Below are 19,961 nucleotides of genomic sequence, written 5' to 3'. Positions count from 1 at the left end.
CCGGGCTTTGCCCGGCGGTCGCAGCCTATGGCTGCTCCAAACGGAATACAGGCAGTTGATGCAATATTATAATATTGAATCAATTATGGCGAAATGCCATAACAGGACTGCCTGTATGATGCTGGCAAGAAATAGGGGTGATTACTTCACATGGGCCGACCGCGCGCACCACGGCACAAGCGACTGACGCAGAACCAGCGTTTTGCCATCGTGCGCAAGCGTGCCGAAGGGGTGCCGATCGAGGATCTGGCCCGCGAATTCGGCGTCACGACCCGCAGCATCTTTTACACATTGAAGGCCGATCAAAGCCGCAAGCTGGATGCGCGCGTGCGCTCCGAACTGGTGAATGTCCGGCTGACGTCAAAGGAGCTTGCGAGCTTTGATGCGGTGCTGACGCGGCATGATATCAACAGCCGGGCGGAGGGGTTGAGGCGGCTGATCCATGCGTCGAACGATCTCTTCGTTCCTGACGATGAACTGGCCAACCAGATGCAGGGGTTATCGGCTTCGCTCAATCGCACCGGCAACAACATCAACCAGATCGCGCAGCGCCTGAACGAGGCAAAGCGCCACGGCAAGACGCCGCCCTATGGCAACTCTGCCCATAGCCAGGTGCGCGCCTTGGCCGGGCTGATCTTCGATATCGCCGACCAGGTTCAGGACATGGCGCAGCGCCGCCGAAGCGTGCTGTCCGGCGAGGTTGCCCGCGTTCTGGGAGGCTTTGCCGATGGCCCGGAATAGCGCTGTTGCCGCCGCGCAGGAGGCCTTTTTCGATCGCGACTGGAGCCGCATTCGTGGAAGCGTGCCGCGTACCCGTACCAAGCAAATGGCCCGGGCGGCGATGGGGCATTCGCCCGCGATCTTCAAAGCCATTCGCGATGGCGGCACGCACAACAAGACGCAGCTGCGCAACCAGTTGGAATACCTGACCACCAAGTCGAGCTATATCATCGACAGCCGTGGCACCTATGACGGCCAAAGCGTTCTGTCAGCCAAAGAGATCGAGCAGGTCACACGCCGGTTTTCAGCGCAATGGAATGAGGGTTTCCATCCCAAGCTGGGACATACCTCGCACCTGTTGATGGCCTTCCCAATTGGCACGCGCGGCGAGGATGTTGCCGAGATCGCGCGCGAGATCTGTGAGCGGTTCTTTCAGGGCGAAGGCAGCCACTTCGACTACATCGCTGCCGTGCATGAGGACCGGGATCATCCGCACGCGCACATCGTTCTGAACCGGCGCAGCAAGGACGGCGAGTTCTTCTTTCTGAAAGAAGGGCACCACTTCAACTACGACAGTTTTCGCGAGGCTATGGTGGAAGTGTCGGACCGCTATGGGGTGCGGCTTGAGGCGACCCGAAAGCTTGAGCGAGGGATCACAACGAAGAGGCCAAGCGATGCAGACCAGCGTCGTGCGGAAGCCACTGGCCAGAAGCTGGCTGAGCGCAAGCGTGTGGGGCCAGATCTTGACCGTGCCTTGGCTGAGGTGGCGCAGAACGCGCGGCTTTATCGCGGCTTGGCGGCCGAGGCTTCGCGCGAAAACCAGCATGACATTGCAGCAGCCCTGGACAAGGCCGCGACGCTCTTGGCGAAGGGAAAACCGATTGAAGCAGATGGAAAGGTATATGGCATGGCCGAAGAACAGTATTCGTTTGATGAGGTCGTGGATGCCTTTCACGACAAGATCAACCAAGCCGAGCGCATTGTAGCTGACGCCCCGGTGGAGCGGCGTGCAGCGCTGGAGCATGAGCTGAACGACATCTATCGTTCACTGTCGCATCTCAGTCCAATGGGGACGCAGTCCCACACCTTGCTCGAAGATGCGTCCCAAAGTGGGATCTATTCGGCCGCGAACATTCATGCCGAGGCTCAAGGCGCTTTGCAGGATCCAGCGCTCACCGAACGTCTTCAGCAGGCTTTGAAAGGCACTGGAATTGACGCGCAAGAGGTGACACGCCGCGTTGAAATCGGCGCGGGCAATGCCGCGCTGGAGCGGCAATGGCTTGGGCAGGATCTGAAGGCGATTGCCGAGAAGGACGGCTTTGACCTGTCACGCGCCGATGAGCTTGAGAAAGCGATCGACCGTCTTGACCAGGTGCACAGTGATCTGGGCTGTATGTTGGCCGATGCTGAAGTTCTCAAGGACAGTGGGGCGGTGGAGGCCGACCGGGAGGAAGCCATAGTCGACGGGTTGCCGCCGACCACCTCTGACATCCTGAGCCGTTTGAGAGATGATCCGACCGCAGATCCATTCCGAAACGATCTGGAGCGCGAGACCTTGAGGGCCGAACTGGAGGATCTGGCCGGTGAAGAAAATACCCCGGACTTGGCAATTGGCGATGAGACCGCGCTGGAGGAACATATCGAAGACCGCCTGGACCGGCTCTATGCGGCTAAGGCCTACCTGCAGAGCGATGCCGCTTTGACGAACAGTGTGGCGATGGAGCATGTCCTAGACGAGATCGCCAATGAAGAAATTGATGTTCAACGCGAGCGGCATGTCGATGCCGACGGCGAAAAGGGCGCGACGCATGGGTAAGGCGCGGATCGCACTCGGCGTCATGAGCTTTGCCCTTCTTGGCGCGGTGCTGGGGTATGTTCTGGCGTCGGCCTTTCTGACGTTCCGCTGGGTCGGGGTCGGGGCGGATATCGATTTCCTGATGTTGGCGCGCAGCTATGGGGTACTTCGAACAACCCATCCCGACGATATGCAGATCGTTCACTTGATCGTCGGGGTATGCACCTGCGCTGGTGTTTTGCTCAGCGCTGTGTTGATGAACGACGCGCTGACCAAGTTTGGTGAAACTCACTGGCAGCACATGTCTGAGATGAAGCGCAACGGCTTCTTCGGCAAGCCTGGCCACGGCTTTGTGCTCGGAAAAATGGGCAAGCCCAAGAGCCGCAAACCCTTTGTCATGTCCAAGGTTTTTCCCCATGCTTTGATCGTGGCCCCGACCGGACGCGGGAAGACTACGGGTTTCGTCATTCCGAACCTTCTGACTTATCAGGGCAGTGCCGTCGTGCTCGACGTGAAGGGCGAAAACTTCGATGCGACGGCGCGCCACAGGGCCGCGCAGGGCGACAAGGTGTTCCGGTTCGCGCCAACAGATTGGAAGGATGGTCGCTCGCACCGCTACAATCCCTTGCTGCGAATATCGGCGCTGGAAAACGTCGACCGCCAGCAGATGGAGCTGCAGCTCCTGGCCTCCCTGTTTCTGCAAGCAGATAACGACCGCGTTCAAGGGCTTCTCGACGGCGGTATCGATCTATTCGTGGCGGCAGGGCTTTTAGCGTTCGAGCGCAAGCGACCGACCCTGGGCGAGATTTACCGCATCACCGCATCAGGCGGGGACAAGCAGAAGGAGTATCGCCGCCGCGCTGATGAAGTGGTCAATCCAGCCGCCAAGCTGATCTTCATGCGAATGGCCTCGACCAACAACGACACGCTTACCTCTTATCTGTCGCTCTTGATGACATCTGGCCTCAAACAATGGTCCAACCCCGCCATCGACCGTGCGACCGCAACGTCAGACTTCGATTTCCGCGACATCCGAAAATCGCCGTTTTCGGTCTTTCTGGTGGTGGAACCGCTGATGGTGAAACCCCTTGCGCCACTTATCCGTTTGTTCTTCTCAGACTTACTGGCATCGTTACAGGACCACGAACCCGGCAAGGACGAGCCTTGGCCTGTGATGATCATGCTCGATGAGTTCAACCGCCTGGGCAAAATGCCCATCGTTCTGGACAGCATCGAAACTCTGCGCTCCTACCGCGCCGATCTCGCGATCGTCACCCAGACCATCCCTGCACTTGATGAAATTTACGGCGAAAATGCCCGCCGTGCCCTGCAGGGCAACGCGGGCATCAAGCTCTATCTGACCCCCTCAGATGAAAAGACCATCGAAGAGCTCAGCAAAGCCGTCGGCAAAACAACCAAGCGCGTTGTGACCCGCTCGCGTTCCGTCGGCCGAAACCCTTTCGCCGGGCGCAGCATGTCCGAACGGACCGAGGAAACTGCGTTGCTACCCGAGGATGAAGCGCGGCGCATGGATCTTGATGACATCGTTCTGGTGGTCGACGCGCAAATGCCCGTGCGCGCCAAGCGGATCAAATACTATGACGATAGCTTCTTTAAGCAGATCTTCGACAAGCAGGCAGGCGATATGCCATATCCGTCAGCTGGTGACCAGATGCGCGGGCTGCAAGGGCAGATCAAGGCGTTGGAGGCGAAGATTGGGGCGTTGGAGGTGCCAACAGGGGCTGCTGCTGATGCCTTTGAAGGTGGTGGGAACCGGCGCGATGAGATTGAGGAATTGGCGTCCGGTAGTCAAAATGCACAGTCAGGTGATCAGGCCAGTTTGGGGGATTATCAGGCTGGAACTCAAAGGGTGGAAAGGTTCATGGAACGGGCTGCTCGGGGATGAGGGCGAATTCCGGTCGTTCGCTACTTGAGCAACACGACAAAGGCTCATGTGTCAAAGCCGACGTTCGCTTTGATCTATGAAAGCAACCTTTACATGCATGGGGCTTATGCCTCATTAACGATCGCGTGTCCCATTCCCGCTAAGCAGTTGCAATAAAGTTGTTTAATGAAAAAGCTTTTAGATCCTATGCTGACCACACTGGCTGCCCACGGAGCAACACCACAAGGCATCAAGGATGCATTGACCTCCTCAGATGGCAGCCAATACGTGAAATGCGCCTTTCAGGTGAACCCGTTCGCTTATGGAAGCCGTCATTCCAAAACGAATGGTTTTACAGACGAAGATCAGTACAATGGTGCGATGGTCAAGGCATGCCAAGAAAATGGTGTGCATGTGGTCGCGCTTACCGATCACTTCCGTTTTGACGATTCCGAAAACCTCAGAGCGAAGTTGGAAGAGGCCGGGATCACGGTTTTCCCCGGCTTCGAAGCAAATTCCGCTGAAGGTGTACACATACTTTGCCTCTTTCCACCCGGAACATCTGGCACCGATATGAATGAGAATGTGGGTGCCTGCGATATTCGAAATCGCGACGATCCTTCACCCATTGCACGCAAAGGATTCGAGGAAATTCTCGAAGTTGTTAATGAGCGTGGCGGCATCACAATTTCAGCGCACGTAACCCAAAGCAGTGGCTTGCTGAAAGAACTCTCCGGTCAGACGCGCATGAATGCATGGAAGTCGCCATTGCATTTGGCGTCAGCTATCCCCGGACCGCTTGGCGATGTGCCTACTGAATACCGGCAAATTTGCTTCAACAAAGATGGAGCGCACAAACGGGACCGGCCCGTCAGCTTTGTCAACGCATCTGACGTTTCAGCGCCGGGGGATTTCGCGAAACCCGGCAATACGACCTTACTCAAAATGACAGAGGTCTCGATAGAAGGTTTGCGGCAGGCTTTTCTCGATGGTGAAAGCCGGATCATGCTCAACTCGGACGAAGCGCCATCTGATTTCGCGCGAGTTGTCGCCGTCACTTGGGATGGCGGGCTACTCGATGGACAGTACGTTGCGCTGAATGCTGGATTGAATGTGATGATTGGCGGTCGTGGTGCTGGCAAGTCCACAATCGTTGAAAGCCTGCGCTTCGCCTTCGACATACCACCGCTGGGTGCGGATGCAGCGAAGAGTCATGAATCGATGATCAAGCATCTATTGGGGTCGCGTTCAGCGGTTTCGGTCTTGATTTTTTCGCCAAGCCCGTCGCCCGGTTACTACCTGATTGAGCGCGCCTACAAACAGGAGGCCCGAGTTAGAAATCAGTCGGGTGAAATCGTGGCTGATCTGAAGCCCGGTGACATCATTTCTGACTTGGAGGTTTACGGCCAACACGAGATTTCTGAGATCACGAGGCACAAAGGCCAGCTTGCCGAACTGCTTGGGCGCTTTGTCGGTACGGATAACGAAGCGGCGGTCAGTGAGGATGGGATCAGGGAACGCTTCCGAGCCTCTCGAAAGAAAATCACGGATCTTGACGAAAAGATCGCCGAATTGGACCTTGCTCTGGCCGCTCTGCCGGGGCTCAAGGAACAACTCAAACGCTTCGAAGAGACCGAGCTTGCGACCCGCCTGCAAGAACAGGCATCTGTCCAGCATGAACAACGAATACTCGACGACTTCTCCAACGCCATAACTGGATTTGGACAAGAGGGAGACGCGTTAAAGCCGGACGGAGAATCCGCATCAACCGTTTTGCCGCCAGAAAAAGAGGTAAAACTCCCGCACAGGGATGACTTGGCCAATGTCCAAGCGATTGCGCAGGATATGCACGATGCCAAAGTGCAAGCAGCAGAGGTGCTAGCAATAGCGGCTAAAAAGGCAACCGCCGATTTGGCTGCGATACGATCTGAGTGGCAGCCAAAGGCCGATGCTGTTGAGGCGACGTATAAGTCGCTCAAGAAAGAACTGGAGGGTGATGGTTTCGATCCCGACGCCTATCTGACCGTGAAAAATCAGGTCGCTGTACTTGAACCGAAGCAAGGGGAGAAGGATCAGGCAGTTTCGGAACTGGCGATCGAACAAAAGGCGCGACAGAGCATAGTCGATGAATGGGAAAAAGCTGACCGAAAAGCCTATCGTGACCTTGAGAAGGCCGCGAAGAAGGTCAGCAAAAAGCTAAGAGGAACGGTTCGGGCAAGTGTTCGCCCCAGCTCCGATTTGGGGCCACTGGAACAGGTTTTGCGGGATGGAACTGAAGGGCAGATCAGTCAAGCCCTGACGAAGCTGCAAGAGCTTGAGGACCTACTACCTTCGAAACTGGCCGCGACGATCCGTAAGGGTGCTCAAGCGCTCAGCGATGAATTCGGGTTCACCGATTCATCCTCTCAGAAGATCGCCGCTGCAGGCGAAACACTGGCGTTGCTGGTGGAAGAAACGCGGATACCGCCGGAGGCCGTTATTGAACTCAACGTTGGTCGAGACGGGGCCGAGAACTGGAAGGAACTCGACCGCCTATCTGCCGGTCAAAAGGCAACGGCAGTTCTGATGCTGTTGCTTCTGGAGTCTGATGCCCCTCTGATCATCGATCAACCCGAAGACGACCTCGATAACCAGTTCATTGCAGGGCATGTAGTCGAGAAAATGCGCGTCGCCAAGAAGCAACGCCAGTTCTTGTTTTCAAGCCACAATCCAAACATCCCGGTTTTGGGCGACGCTGATCAGATCATTGGTCTCACGCCAGTCGTAGAAGATGGCGAAGATCGGACGAAGATCGATCAAAAGCTGTGCGGTTCGATCGACAAGGAAGAAGTCCAGGAGCTGATAAAGGAGCTTTTGGAAGGCGGCGAGCAGGCGTTTTCGACCCGTCGAAGAAAATATGGCTTTTAGCTTATGCTGAATTGAACACGGCTGAAATGGTGATTTTATGGACGAAGAAGACTGGTTGGAGATACTTCGCCACATTCAAGCAGAACTGCGAGAAATTGGCCTTCATTCAATAGCAGAACTCTCTGGCTATGAAGAAGAGACCCACGAAGCACGTCGATCATTTGGCGCTCGGAAACTGTCAATCCTGATGCTTGAAGCCTTGGACCGGCACATGGCAATCCATTCGTCTGACACGGTAGATCTGGCGTTGAATATGATCCGAGAGAACAGTGATAGCAAAGGACTGGACGGTGCTATCTTGATTAATGACAGGGACGACATCGACGTTGAAGGGCGTGATCATGAAGAAATGCTCCGAGGTGACCCACGTATCCCCTCTGCTATGAAGGACCTGAGGAACTTGATCGGGCAGTTATTGGAGGCCGATAGCTCAGGCAGTGCTGATGGCGAGGATTTTGAATGACGTTGGATCAAGCCAAAGCCAAGAAGGCCATCTCTACATTTTTCACTAAACATAAAGCGTGCATGAAGGCGACGTTGGTAAAGTCAAAAGGCGGAAAGATCTATGAACTTTATTGTTTGGCTAGAACGCTGGAATGGCTCCGATCCACTTATGGTGTGAGCATTCGGCTTGCAAACGGGACCGTGGTGAATTTCAAAGCCAGTCCAGGCAACATCGATCGTTCTAGATCTTACTTCGTAGTGGCCAAGCACGGCAAGTTGTTAGAACTTCACACTGATATCCAAGTCCAAACACTAGGCGCATCAATGATTGGGGGGTGGATTGGAAAAAGTGGATACCACGAGATCGACTTGGTACTGATTGATCCAAGTGTTCATGATGGGGACATGCCACAGCATAGCGACGTGGTTTTGGGCGTTGAGTGCAAGTCTAATGCCAAGTTCGAAAAGGGTATCGTGAAACAGGTTCTTGGCATTAGGCGGGAGCTTTCACTACTTAGCCAGCCAACTACTAATGAATTGGATAGGGCGTTTGGGCCAGCTACGCACATTGTGGGCTACAGCCCGTTCGTAAATGCCGACCCAGCATCTTTGTACTGGCTAAGTTACATAGACCAATCCGGAGATGATTATGCTGGCAGCCCAGGGTTCTTCTCAATCGAATTTAAGCACTGGCAACCATAGCCGCGGAAGTCCAGCAGCCGGCAAAGGAACAGGAGCAAACGGAAAAGTTGACTTTACAGTAGCTGGACCGCAGCAACAGACGAAGCCATAAATAGCGGCTCAGGGCCGAAAATTCCTATTTCAGCCGCTTCGCCCGTTCCGCCACCCGCTGAACCATCGAGACAGTCGCACCGCCTGCCTGCCGTATTCCCGACCCCGCGATCTCGGCGTTTGACCTGGTCCCAAACCGCGCGCGAGCCCGCGATCCCTTAGTGCCGATCAAGCCCTTGGCGAACCCGCTCGGTCCAGGAATGCTCGGCGGCCCGGCCATCATGAAGTTGCCGGAGATTGAACGCACGATCAGCGGGGTAGCGATTATCATGCCGCCTGCGAGGAACATCATCATGAAGAAGGGCACCAGCGCGCCGATGTTGCTTGCGCCAGAGGGATCTCCGAGTTCGGTCATCAGTGAGCGTGACATTCCGACGACGGTAGAAAACAGGCCAGCGATCACGAGGGGGTAGAGCGCGTAGGACACAGTGCTGGACAGCCAGCGGTGGAAATAGTCCTTGCTGACGTCGAACAGCGACAGCGCGATCATGATTGGGGCGATGCCGATCATGAACGCCAGCATGATCTTCGCGAAGATCAGGACAAGGCCGCAGAGCGCGCCGATGACACCCAAAAGGAACGCACCAATCGCGCCGATGAGGGCTCCGGCCATCCAATGCATGTTGTCACCGGCCGCGTTCAGGTAGTCGCCAAATTCCTCGATGAGATCGTCGAAGGCCTCGGCAAAGTAGGATGCACCGGCACCGCCCCCGCCAAGCCCTGCCACCATGCCGCCCGCGAGCTGGTCGAGGCCATTTATCAGCGCGCTTGCGACCACGTTGAATTGGACCCAGTTCATGGCAAACAGCGAGACGAGCATGAGTTTGAGTGCGAACCAGACGGCAGTCCGCCCATCCATGGATTTGTATTGAAAAACCATGTTGAGGAAGACGCCGATCACCGCGAGCGTCGAGGCTACGGCAATGACGCCGCCTAGCTGACCGGCGACGTTGCCAAAGGTGGTTTGGGCTGCGTCATCCAGAAAGTTGTCGGTTGTCTCTACCATCCAGGTGACAACGCCCATGGGATCCTCCTAGGTTAGGTTTAGGCGCTCGAGCCGGTGCGCCGCTTCAAGAAGGCCTTCAGGATGTGTTCGCCGTCGAAATCCGGTACCACTGAGACCAGCTCCCAGCCGTCTTGGCCAAGAACGGTCAGCTGCGCTTCGATCTTTGGCGGCTTTGTCTTGGCGGTGTTGATCTGTTCAATCTTGTATTCAAACATGGGCTGTTTCCTTTGAATGGGCCGGATCAACTGGCAGGTAGAATTCGGTGATGCCGCGTGCGCCTTCATGGCGACCGGCTTGGATGATCACATCGATCGAGCGGGTGATGTAGTCGTTCATGTCTTGGTAGGTCATGGGCACGTCGGTTTTCAGGGCGGCGATGGCCAGGCGCTGCACGGCCAGCTGAGGGGTTTCAGCATGGAGCGTGGTGAGTGAGCCACCATGGCCGGTGTTGATCGCCTCAAGGAAGGTCATGGCCTCTTTGCCGCGCACTTCGCCGAGGACGATGCGGTCCGGGCGCATGCGCAGGGTGGAGGTCAGAAGGACATCAGCGCTGCGCGTGGCCTCATCGCGGTCAGACATCAACGTGACGACATTGGGCTGCGTCGGACGCAGCTCTGCGGCCTCTTCGATCGTGACGATACGCTCGTCGGCGGGCACGAAGGAGAGGATTTTTCGCGCCGTGACGGTCTTGCCGGTGGAGGTTCCGCCTGAGACGATCATGTTGAGCTTGTGCGTCACACAGAACTTGATCGCGGCGTCTATGTCGCCGGTGGCCACGACATCGCGCAGCTCGGCGTTGCGCTTGCGCCTTGCCCCCTCGTTGCTGCGTTCTTTGCCGAAGAGAAAGGACAGTTTGATCTGGTCCAATGGCAGGTCCGCGAAGAACCGCAGAGAAATCGCGTAACCGCCATCAACGGCGGGGGGCTGGATGACTTGCGCCCGGATTGGGCGGTCTCGGTAGGTGATGCTGACCGAGACGATGGGCTTCGTTCGGCTGAGCGTGGTGTTCGCGGCGGAGGCAATCTGATTTCCCAGGTCCTTGATCTCATTCGCCGAGAGCTGTCGATTGACTTTCCGCATGAAGTGATCCCCCTGAAACTCGGCCCACAGCGTGCCGTCGGGGTTGATGCAAAGCTCGATCAGCTTGGGGTCACGCGCCTCGGGGATCTTGTCCATCGAGCTTTGCAGATAGCTGGCCGCCATGGTCAAAAAATCTCCAGATCGCGGTCGACCATCACGGTGACGCGGGCACCTTGGTCGACATAAATCACGGGCGAGACGGAGAGAAATTCGCCAATCACGCTTTGCGCGCTGTCTTGCAGATCTTCGCCAATGCCCTCGAGCACATCCGAGGCGATCTCATCTTCGGTGTTTTGGGCCGCCACGGCGGGCAAGGCTCCGATCAGCGATATTAGGGCGGCGGACCCGAACCGCGTGCCAAAACGGCTGTCGACAAAGCCGGTTGTGCCGGAGCGCCCCAGTTCATCACCACCGAAGGCGCTGATTTCTACGGTCTGGTTGCTGGGCAGAATGATCCTGTCCCAAGCGATCGTCACGCGTTGTTGTGCGATATCGAGGCCAGATTGATAGCGCCCGATCAGTCGTGCGCCGCGCGGGATCAGGATCCGTGAGCCGTCGTAAGCATGGACATCTTCAGAAACCAATGCGCGGACCTGACCGGCGAGCGAGCTGTCGATCGCTGTCTCGAGCACAGCCTGGATCATCGTGCCCTGAACAACCGTGTTTGACGGGTTCACGATCACTTGGGCTTGCGTCACCTCAGCGGGTTCAGCACCATTGTGGACGAAGTCTGTGTCGCCATCAAGGCGCCGTTGCTGCGTGGCGGTTTCGTTGTTGCTGCTTCCACTGCCGCCAAAGGCGATGATTGGGCTGGCGATGCGGGCTTGGAGTTCCTCAAGTTCGGCTTGCCGCCGCCGCTCGAGTTCCTGAAGGCGCAGCTCCTCGGCCGTGGGGCCGGTTGGTGCGGGCGTGCGCGGCGTTTCCAAGCGTGCAAGCTCTAGATCGTTCTGCAATCGCTGGATTTGCCGCGCACGTTCTTCCAGTTCTTCGCGCAAGGCGGTTTGCGTTGCAGCTGCCTCGCTGCGCAGGGCATCGATCTCTGCACCCAAAGTATCCAGCGCCTCCGTGTCGACGGCAGGGGCCTCAGGTGCTGGCGCGTTGCGCAGTGCTTCAAGCTCGCGCCGCATGGCGTCCATTTGCGCGCGCAGCTCTTCTGTTTCGCTGTTTGGTTCCGGCTCCGGCGGCGGGGTTGTGTCAATCGGTGCAGGCGTGGGCTCGAGCGCACCAAAGCCCGGTCCCGCCGCTTGGAATTCATCTGGGGAGGCGGTCTCGAGGCTTTCGGGTTCAGAGCCGCCAGAGAACAACAGCATGAGACTACCAAGGGCAGCGATTGCCGCAATGCCGAGTGCGATAGTGACAGCGGACGGCCGCGCCCTTGGGTTTTGCGCTTTTCCTTCAAGTGCTTCGAGGCGTTTCTTAAGCTCAGATGTTTCACTCATCTCGACTTGACTCGCTCATGTCTTGAACGCAGACCTCGTCCTCACCGAGCCTGAGAACCCATCGATCGCTTACACCTGAGACACGGATCACGCCGTCTGGCCTTGCGAGCGCATTCACGCTGCGTTCGTTGCCACCGGACCAGCGAAAGATCGCGGGCACCGGCGCGTTTGTGGCGAAGCGGAAATAGGTGAAGGTGCCGTCGTCCCAGATTTCACGTGGGGTGATCTCGGATCGTGCGCTGACGCCATAGGCGTGGTTTGCTGGCGCGTTCGCTGCCACTCGCGATTGTCGAGGGGCAGCCTCTGGATAGGTGAAGCGGATGACATAGAACGTCGGAGAGCTCGCCTCAGTGACGTTGAAATAATAGCTGTGCCGGTTGGTGTAGACGGTGATGTTGGTATGCGCGCCGCGCGAAACCGGCTTGATCGCGAATGCCTGGCCACCGGGTACGCCGTCCAAAAGGAACCCTTCAGTGTCGCCCGCAATGATCGAGCGGATGGTCTCGCTCTGGCCAAACTCAATGCTGGTCACATGGGTCAGGCTGGTGCGGATGCGATAGACCTGCCCATCCTGATAGGTGGCCAGCCGGACGCGGGCATCAAAGGGGCCTTGGCGCGGCTGCGTTTCGGCATAGGCGGTGCCAGCAAGCGGAATAATAAAAGCGAGGATCAGGAACAGGCGGCGCATTGGTTACTCCAAACGATCCGAGCGGATCGCGTATTCTGTGACGGTGAAGCCGAAAGGGTTCTGCCAGACATCGTCGATCGATCGGCTATTCTCGGGCCGAAACTCAAACATCAGCGTTGCGGTGAAGAACCCGTTTTGAGTGCCGCGCGGCGAGTTAAGCCGCTTGCGCAGACGTACCTGGGCACGGTTGGCGCTGATATGGGTGATCGAAAGCACCTCGACATCAAGCCGCGCATCTGTGCCGTAGCTGTCTGGCGGATAGGCCTCATGGCCGCTGGTCCAAAGCGCGCGCAGTCCTGCAGCTGCCGCACCATCCGACTGGTCCAGGACCCGCCGCACCCGCACATCATTGTCGAGCTGATTGTAGGTCTCTCGATCAATGACATAGCGGTAGACCTGTGCCTCGATGATAGCGGGGCGTTCCGTGAGTGAGACCGCTTCAACCACGGCATTGGGGAGGGCCATGCCGGTTTCGCTATCAAAGGGCACGATCATGGGCGGCGGGTCCACGTCGAACAGGGCCACGAGGGCGGCGGCGAGGCAACCTGCCATGCCAAACGCTATGCTTGTCAGCCCCAGCTTCTGCCACATGAGCTCGCGTCGGCGTGCGCCGTAGACGAGCTCTTCTTCGATGATTTCTGCCTCACTATTCATGGGATCAGTCCGCGCGCAAGTCTGGCAGGGTGAAGTCCATGTATCGGCGCTCTTCAGCCAGCGTGGCGGCATCCACAACGCCAGATTGGCCCGCGCCGACAGTCTGGATGGCTTCGAGCTCCCACATGCGCGTCATGGCAATAGCCAGCTCGGCTGTGACACGGGTGTTGTGATCGACGGCTTCCTTGAGCGTTTCCATGTCCGGGATTAGCGAGACCAGCTGTTCGACCCGTTCTAGGGATTGCGCGGCTTCTTCATAGCTGTTCTCAGCGGCCGCTGACATCACCGCCCCAGTACCCGCCTGACTGGCAATGCGCTCCGCCCCCGGATTGCCGCTGCTCGCCATGTCGGACAGGCTGTCTTGGTCAAAGCCTGCGTCCTCCAAGGCTTGCGTCATGCGGCCCTCCATCTGAGGGGCGGCATTACCGATCAGGCCGCTGTAATCGCCGCTCTGGATTTGCCTGATGGTGCCCAGAAGATCGCCGAATTCCTGATCGAGAAGCCCGTCGAGATCGCCACCCATGGCCATTTCAATGATGTCCGTCGCGCCGGTCAGCGCGGCGTAGGTCTCATTGAGCGTGTCGAGTTGCTGCTGCACCAGATCGAGCTGCTCGAGAAGCGTGTCGAGTTGGTCGGTCTGGATCCCGAAATCTTCAAGCATCTGCTGCAGCTGACGAATTTCCTGGGCGATGTTGCGTGTGTCGACCGTGGGAACGCCTTGGGCAGACAGGGGTGAGGCAACCAGCAACGCGCAAGTGGCTACGGTGGAAAAAAAGCGGATCATCGGAGTGCCTCCAGATCAAATTGCATGAAGTCTTGTTCGCGCGCCTGAGCGGCCGCCATGGCCAGCTCTGCCGCGCTGAGGGGGCGGGTGTGGGCGGCCTTGAGGCGCGTGCGGATGGCGATCAAGCGGGCGAGTTCGGCCCGCGCATAGGTGTTGAGCGATATGGCAGCGTGAATGTCATCTGTCTCGCCAATGCGCCTGATGATGTCCTGCACGCGCAACGCGGCCGCTTGCACGGAGACCAAGGAGTAATCGCCATAGACCCCTGCGCCGAATGAGGTCAGGCTCATTGTGGAGTTGGCGAGCAAAACTGGATCAATGGTGCCAAGCGCGTCGACGCCGCCCACGCGGACGAGGTAGAGATTAAAACGCTCGGGGATCACTTGAACGTAGTGTTGGGTTTCAGCGAATGGCGGCACACCGCCGTAGCGCTGCACATTGCCGGGACCGGCATTGTAGGCGGCCAGCCCGTGAATGATGTTGCCATCAAACATGGCCAGCATCTGCGCCAGATAGCGCGCGCCGCCCGTGACCTGGATATAGGGATTTTCATAATAGGCGGGATAAATCCCGAGATCCTGCGCCGTACCGGGCATGATCTGGGTCAGGCCGAATGCTCCAACGGGCGAGCGCGCGCCGATGGTGAAGCGGCTTTCCTGCCAGATCAGCGCCTGCAACAAGCAGCGCCATTGTTTGGGCGATAGACCGGCAGCGCGCACGCCGGACATATGATGCGTTTCCTGAGAAGCGCGAATGATCAGCTCTTCAATTGATCCCGAGGCATCGCCGAACATCTGGCCCGCGCCGGGGTTCGGATCGACCGAACCATAGAGCATGTCAGCGGCGCTTTCAGGCGATGAACCAGCTTCCAGGCTTGCGACCAGTGAGCCTGAGTTCCCGCTGGCCAACGTCGTGGCATTGAGGATGTCTTCCAGCGCCTGGAGTTGTTCTTGCTCGAGCTCTTCAAGCTCTTCCTCTTTGGTTAACCGATCCCGCTGCAGCGCCAGATCTTGTTCACCTTGCTGCAAGACGCGCTCGCGCTGCAAAAACATGCCCGCATCAAATGTGGGCACGCCCTGGGCAAAGGCCACTGGCGCGGCGAGCGACACCAAGCCTGCAAAGATATGCAGGCGGTACTTACTCACTGAGACCACCAATCGGTCCGAGCAGCTCGAAATTGCAGTTACTGCGGCTGACCTCGGCAAAAGAGTTGAAGCATTCGGCTTCAGATGGCCGGTATTCCGCGCAGGCTGTCAGGGTCAAAAGGGTAAGGGTCAGCACGCAAAGGCTACGCATCAATCTGTCTCCAAAAATCGGGGTTTTGGCGATAATCCGCGCCGACCAGCGCCTCGCCTTTTTCCATGCCGCCAAGGATCGTGAGGTAGGGGCCAAGTACGCTGAGATCGGCATCGATCACGACCGAGCCTTGATCATCACGCACCAGCGCAAGGCGGGAATTGCTGCTGGTGCCGAGCAAGACGCTCAGCTCTTTGTCAGTGAGCCCCAGCATGGTGTAATCACTGGCCGAGGCGCGGATGTTGGGAAGCAGGAGCTGCGTCGGCACAGCCTCGACAATCGTCTTGCCGGTGCGAGTTTTCTCGAGCTGGCTTGCGTATTGGGTCATCATCACGACAACCGCGTTTTGTTTGCGCGCCGTGACCAGCCAGTTACTGAGCCGATCCGCGAAATACGGGTTGTCGAGTGCCTTCCAGGCCTCATCAATGATGATCAACGTCGGCTGGCGGTCTTCGATCACGCGCTCCACCCGCCGAAATAGGTAGGACAGGACCGCCATGCGTTCTTTCTCGCTTTCGCTGTCGAGAATCCCGGTCAGGTCGAATCCCACCACATCACCATCGAGCGAGAAGGTGTCCTCAGAGCTTTGACCGAAGATCCAGCCATAGCGGCCAACTGCGATCCATTCCTGAATCCGTTCGAACAGATCCCCTTCATCCGCCCCAGCCACAAAGAGCGAGGCCAAATCCTGCCAGTTGCGTAGGGCGGCATCGCTCGCCCCGGCGTTTTGGCGCACCACTTCCTGAATTCGATTGATCTGGACTGGGCTGAGGGGCTTGTCGGTGCGATGTAAGAGCGTGGCCAGCCAATCAGAAAGCCAGGCTTGGCCGCGCCCATCGATTTCGGTGCGCAGCGGGTTGAGACCAGTTGCTTCACCTGCCTTGATGGCGCTGTAGCGCCCGCCATTCGCGCGCACAGCCATTTCCATGCCCGCGCGATAGTCGAAGACAAAGACGCGCGCGTCGCAGCGACGGGCTTGGGTCATGAGGAAGGCCGACAGCACTGACTTGCCTGAGCCAGGACGGCCAAGGATCAAAGTGTGACCGCCCGTCGGCTCTTTGTCCGGCTGACCCGTCTCATGGTAGTTGAACAGAAAGCCTGAGCGTTCAGGCGTCGGGAAGAGGGTAATCGGCTTTCCCCAAGGCACTTTGTGTCCGGGTTTGCCCAGTTGACCGCGATGCAGCGCTGCGAGGTCGGCAAAGTTCGTATTCGTGATGGCGGCCTTACGGCTACGCATCTGTCCGTTGCCTGGATGCTGCGCGAAATAATGGGTGCGCGCCGCAAAGCTCTCGTTCACCAGATTGACGCCTTCACTAGCCGCGATGTTGCGCACTTCGGCTGCAATGGCCTCCAGCTTTTCCTCGGTTTCGGCGAAAACCGTGACGGTCATGTGATGATCGCCAAAGCTGAGCCGCTTGGATTCAAGATAGTCCAGCGCGTCGACCAGTTCTTCCGCAAGGGATATCGCACCATCATCACTGGCCTTCATCAGACGCTGTTGGCGCTTGATCCGGCTGGCCATGATGTTGCTGTTTATGGGCGTGAAGGAATGTGTGACCACCATGTCGACGGGCAGGTTCAGCTCATCGAACATGGTGCAGCTGGTTTTGGCTGGGTAAGTCTTGATCGCAAAACTGGTGCCAAACCGCTTGCCCGCCGTCCCATCGTCCAACGTGAAGCCTCGCCCCTGAAACGTGACGCGGGTGTTGGCTACATCTTCGGCAATGACGCCAAAGCGGGATTTTGCGAATAGCGGTCGCTCTTGGCCAATATTGAGCGCCCCGAGGAACCCGAGTAGCTCGCCGCTTTCAGCTCCAAGTAGGCGCGGGTTCATCTCGGCAAAGGACGACAGCAGAAACCCGATGACTTCCTCAAGCTTGCGTAGCTGCTTCGCTGTCTGGTCTTTCAGGTGTGCGATTGAGTCCGAGCGCTTCAGGCGCAGCCGCGCGCCGAGGGGCGGACGTTTCAGTACCGTGAGCGTGAGAGTCTTGTCCCGCAGACCTGCCCGCGCCATTGCCATTTGCCAGCGGGTATCCAGCGCTTGGGCAAACCCTTCATTTGGCACTGGTGGTAAGGCGGTCCCGATCGCTTTTGAAACCTTGTGCACGTAGAAACTGTACTCTGGCCCGATCTGCGCAATGATCGCCGCGAAGAGCGCGCGGATCTTCTCCAAATGCGCGTCATCGCTGGTCATGCTGTTGACGCCATCAAGGCGGATGCACTGGAACAGCGCATTGCCGCGCGTGCGGATCGTCACGTCATTCACGAGGCCGCAATAGGGCAGCATGCTGGCCATCGGGCGCTCTTTGCGCGCCCAGTCTGGCAGCGTTGCAAGATCATCCGAAGGATCACGGAGCATAGCTGTCCCCCGAATGGATCTTGCGGTTCGGGGTGGGCGGCGTTTCCTGCAGGGCAGTGACCATCACCTCAAGAAAGGCCGGATCCCAATCCGCCGCTTTCCACAGCGCAGGATAGGCCAGAGCGGCAATGATGATCACCGGCCAGCTCTGGACCCACAGAAACAGCAACACAAACCCGAAGAGCCAAACCATGGCATACATGATCGGCAAGCCGATGAGCTTTGGCGGCCGGATCAGACCGAGGAAGAGGCGGGTTTGCGTTGCCATGCCGAATTTACGCGCCCCAGATGGCGGTCACGATGGTCGGCGCAGCTGCAATGCCTGCGATAGCGACCAGCACCCAGAGGGCTTGGCGGAAATCCAGAATGCCAAAGAGCCAGGAGAGGAACACGCCAATCAAGGCCAAGGTGCCGATGACAATGCCCAAGGGGCCGGTGATCGTGTCGACGATGCCCTGCAAAAGGTTCTGCACCGGCGAGAGGTCGATGCTCTGCGCCAAGGCGGGATTGGCAATCATTAGACTGGCCAGAGCCAGCGACAGGATCGTGCGGAATTGTATGTGCATCAGGAGGCTCCAGTCAGTCGGTCACGCACGGCTATGACCCGGCGCACGTGATTTTGGGTTTCTTGGTAGGGAGGGATGCCGCCATAGCGCGCGACCGCGTCAGGCCCTGCGTTGTATGCGGCAAGCGCGAGTTCGGGCGTGCCGAACTGTGCCAACATCATCAGAAGGTAGCGGGCGGACCCGTCGAGGTTGGCCTGCCAATCATGCGGATCGACGCCGAGCTGCGCGGCCGTCGTGGGCATCAACTGCCCGAGGCCAATCGCCCCTGCGGAACTACGCGCATTCGGGCGATAGGCGCTTTCAATCTCGATATTGGCTTGGAAGAGGGCCTGCCATTCCGTCACCGACAGGCCCGCGCGACGCAACGCCGGGTGCCCGCCATAGCGATGCGCGGTGGTTTCAAGTGCGGCGAGGATTTCTGGGCGGGGAACTGCGCGGGTGGGTGCAGGAGGGGGAGCTTCAGGTTCAGGCGCTGCGAAAACGATCAGCTCTGGCGGGTTTGCACCAATCCCGTCGACATAGCTTTGTGCAAAACCTGATTGGGGGGATTTGGTTTCCAGCTGGCCATCGGCCCGCATGGAAAGCACGAAGCCTTCAGAATAGGCGGGTGCAGCGTTGATTGCTGCAAGGACGGCAAGTGTCTTAGCCCGCGTCGTCCAGTTTATGTGAGGCGATCTTGCCTTCGAGCATCGGGATTGAGACGATCGAAACGCCAAGACCCGCGAGGAAGCTGGATAAGCCGTTGATTGTCTTGAACTCTCGGGCAGCCATATTGTTGCGTGCGGTGACGAGCAGGCGACGCGTTTCGCCATCTGGCGAGACGCAATGCACGGTCCAAACTCCGGACCACTGAGCACCTGTACGTTTGGGCGTAACCCGGCACACAACATCCGCCGAATGACCCTCGGCAAGCAGCGTGCGCAGCCCGTCTTCACTGACAACATTAGGGGCGTCTTGCATCAAATTCATAGGATCGAGCCTTGCAGAATTGTGCATTGGCCCGGCAGTCCCTCATGGACTACCGAACCGATACAATATTATAATCTTGCAATCAATAGGTGCAATTTGCGTTATTGCACCATTCATGCGTTGAAACAAATTTACTGCAACGGAGTGGCTGAGCCAAGATATTATGGGGCTTATGAAACAAACATGGGCGGTTGTGGTCGTCCTGAGTTGGGGTTCTGCCGCGATTGCGGGCACTTGCCTGCCGCCCGCGCCGCCGTGGATGCCGACCGATGCCGATGATGTCAGAGCCTATGCGGATTTGTTGAAGCGCGATGCGGAGGCCTATTTTGCGGATGTCGAGAATTATTTCCGTTGCCTAGATCAACAGAGGCGAGAGGTCTTCGAGCAAGCGCGCGAGGTCAGCGAAGGGTATGCTCGTGCAATTGATCTTTTGCGAGGCCACAGGTAACGGAGGTTGATTGCCGGCAAGATTTGCGTCTGTTCGACGGACGGCGAAGGAGGCCCGCAGTTCGACTAAACCGAGCTGCTACGTAAGCCTTCCAGGCAATCCCTGCTTTCCTGAATGTTGTCAGTAGTC

At 57.9% G+C, this 19,961-nt stretch carries 20 protein-coding genes; 7 read left to right on the top strand and 13 right to left on the bottom strand.

From position 1 onward, the window contains the following. Positions 1–150: 150 nt before the first annotated feature. From I9182_RS05140 to I9182_RS05115, 6 genes are all read left to right on the top strand, one after another. Positions 151–741 carry a hypothetical protein gene (locus I9182_RS05140; RefSeq protein WP_209596978.1) on the top strand — a complete coding sequence of 197 codons (591 nt, stop codon included), beginning with the start codon at positions 151–153 and terminating at the stop codon, positions 739–741. After that, positions 728–2,536: a relaxase/mobilization nuclease domain-containing protein gene (locus I9182_RS05135; protein WP_209596976.1), complete on the top strand. Its 1,809-nt coding sequence runs from the start codon at positions 728–730 to the stop codon at positions 2,534–2,536. Before I9182_RS05140 ends, I9182_RS05135 begins: the two co-directional genes overlap by 14 nt. Continuing rightward, on the top strand, positions 2,529–4,421 hold the full coding sequence (locus I9182_RS05130; RefSeq protein ID WP_209597567.1) for a type IV secretory system conjugative DNA transfer family protein: 1,893 nt from the start codon (positions 2,529–2,531) through the stop codon (positions 4,419–4,421). The genes I9182_RS05135 and I9182_RS05130 overlap by 8 nt, the downstream gene beginning before the upstream one ends. 165 nt (positions 4,422–4,586) lie before the next feature. Further along, positions 4,587–7,307, top strand: coding sequence for a TrlF family AAA-like ATPase (locus I9182_RS05125; RefSeq protein ID WP_209596974.1), 2,721 nt, complete (start codon positions 4,587–4,589; stop codon positions 7,305–7,307). A 37-nt stretch (positions 7,308–7,344) separates the two neighbouring features. Then, the gene (locus I9182_RS05120; protein ID WP_209596972.1) at positions 7,345–7,770 is read left to right on the top strand and encodes a hypothetical protein; all 426 of its coding nucleotides are present in this window, start codon (positions 7,345–7,347) and stop codon (positions 7,768–7,770) included. Next, on the top strand, positions 7,767–8,453 hold the full coding sequence (locus I9182_RS05115) for a hypothetical protein (RefSeq protein WP_209596970.1): 687 nt from the start codon (positions 7,767–7,769) through the stop codon (positions 8,451–8,453). The genes I9182_RS05120 and I9182_RS05115 overlap by 4 nt, the downstream gene beginning before the upstream one ends. A gap of 115 nt (positions 8,454–8,568) precedes the next feature. Here the strand turns inward: I9182_RS05115 and I9182_RS05110 are convergent, their stop codons facing one another. From I9182_RS05110 to I9182_RS05050, 13 genes are all read right to left on the bottom strand, one after another. Next, the gene (locus tag I9182_RS05110) at positions 8,569–9,567 is read right to left on the bottom strand and encodes a type IV secretion system protein (RefSeq protein WP_209596968.1); all 999 of its coding nucleotides are present in this window, start codon (positions 9,565–9,567) and stop codon (positions 8,569–8,571) included. Between the two features lie 20 nt (positions 9,568–9,587). Further along, positions 9,588–9,764 carry a DUF4177 domain-containing protein gene (locus tag I9182_RS05105; protein ID WP_209596966.1) on the bottom strand — a complete coding sequence of 59 codons (177 nt, stop codon included), beginning with the start codon at positions 9,762–9,764 and terminating at the stop codon, positions 9,588–9,590. Further along, positions 9,757–10,752, bottom strand: coding sequence for an ATPase, T2SS/T4P/T4SS family (locus tag I9182_RS05100; RefSeq protein WP_209596965.1), 996 nt, complete (start codon positions 10,750–10,752; stop codon positions 9,757–9,759). The genes I9182_RS05105 and I9182_RS05100 overlap by 8 nt, the downstream gene beginning before the upstream one ends. A 2-nt stretch (positions 10,753–10,754) precedes the next feature. Continuing rightward, positions 10,755–12,068, bottom strand: a complete 1,314-nt coding sequence (locus I9182_RS05095) for a TrbI/VirB10 family protein (RefSeq protein ID WP_209596963.1) — start codon at positions 12,066–12,068, stop codon at positions 10,755–10,757. After that, positions 12,061–12,756 (bottom strand): TrbG/VirB9 family P-type conjugative transfer protein, encoded by a 696-nt coding sequence (locus I9182_RS05090; RefSeq protein ID WP_209596961.1) that lies wholly within the window; start codon positions 12,754–12,756, stop codon positions 12,061–12,063. Before I9182_RS05090 ends, I9182_RS05095 begins: the two co-directional genes overlap by 8 nt. 3 nt (positions 12,757–12,759) lie before the next feature. After that, positions 12,760–13,410 (bottom strand): type IV secretion system protein, encoded by a 651-nt coding sequence (locus I9182_RS05085; protein ID WP_209596959.1) that lies wholly within the window; start codon positions 13,408–13,410, stop codon positions 12,760–12,762. Positions 13,411–13,414: 4 nt separating this feature from the next. Continuing rightward, complete coding sequence (locus I9182_RS05080) at positions 13,415–14,194, bottom strand: type IV secretion system protein (RefSeq protein WP_209596957.1); 780 nt, start codon at positions 14,192–14,194, stop codon at positions 13,415–13,417. Further along, the gene (locus I9182_RS05075) at positions 14,191–15,246 is read right to left on the bottom strand and encodes a lytic transglycosylase domain-containing protein (protein ID WP_348540387.1); all 1,056 of its coding nucleotides are present in this window, start codon (positions 15,244–15,246) and stop codon (positions 14,191–14,193) included. The genes I9182_RS05080 and I9182_RS05075 overlap by 4 nt, the downstream gene beginning before the upstream one ends. A gap of 236 nt (positions 15,247–15,482) precedes the next feature. Further along, positions 15,483–17,849 carry a type IV secretion system protein B4 gene (locus tag I9182_RS05070; protein WP_209596953.1) on the bottom strand — a complete coding sequence of 789 codons (2,367 nt, stop codon included), beginning with the start codon at positions 17,847–17,849 and terminating at the stop codon, positions 15,483–15,485. Beyond that, entirely contained in the window at positions 17,839–18,117 is a 279-nt protein-coding gene (locus tag I9182_RS05065; RefSeq protein WP_024096577.1) for a VirB3 family type IV secretion system protein, read from the bottom strand. The genes I9182_RS05070 and I9182_RS05065 overlap by 11 nt, the downstream gene beginning before the upstream one ends. Before the next feature lie 7 nt (positions 18,118–18,124). After that, a complete protein-coding gene (locus tag I9182_RS05060; RefSeq protein ID WP_114885057.1) occupies positions 18,125–18,415 on the bottom strand; it encodes a TrbC/VirB2 family protein in 291 nt (96 codons plus the stop codon). Further along, positions 18,415–18,993, bottom strand: a complete 579-nt coding sequence (locus I9182_RS05055; RefSeq protein WP_209597565.1) for a lytic transglycosylase domain-containing protein — start codon at positions 18,991–18,993, stop codon at positions 18,415–18,417. The genes I9182_RS05060 and I9182_RS05055 overlap by 1 nt, the downstream gene beginning before the upstream one ends. A 64-nt stretch (positions 18,994–19,057) precedes the next feature. Then, on the bottom strand, positions 19,058–19,375 hold the full coding sequence (locus I9182_RS05050) for a hypothetical protein (protein ID WP_245222503.1): 318 nt from the start codon (positions 19,373–19,375) through the stop codon (positions 19,058–19,060). 181 nt (positions 19,376–19,556) lie between these two features. On the opposite strand from I9182_RS05050, the gene I9182_RS05045 reads away from it, so the two are divergent. Continuing rightward, a complete protein-coding gene (locus I9182_RS05045) occupies positions 19,557–19,832 on the top strand; it encodes a hypothetical protein (RefSeq protein ID WP_245222502.1) in 276 nt (91 codons plus the stop codon). The last annotated feature ends 129 nt before the right edge of the window (positions 19,833–19,961 follow it).

This window comes from Ruegeria sp. HKCCSP351, assembly GCF_017872535.1.
In the GTDB taxonomy this organism is placed as follows: domain Bacteria; phylum Pseudomonadota; class Alphaproteobacteria; order Rhodobacterales; family Rhodobacteraceae; genus Ruegeria.
This window is presented reverse-complemented; position numbering and strand designations above follow the sequence as displayed.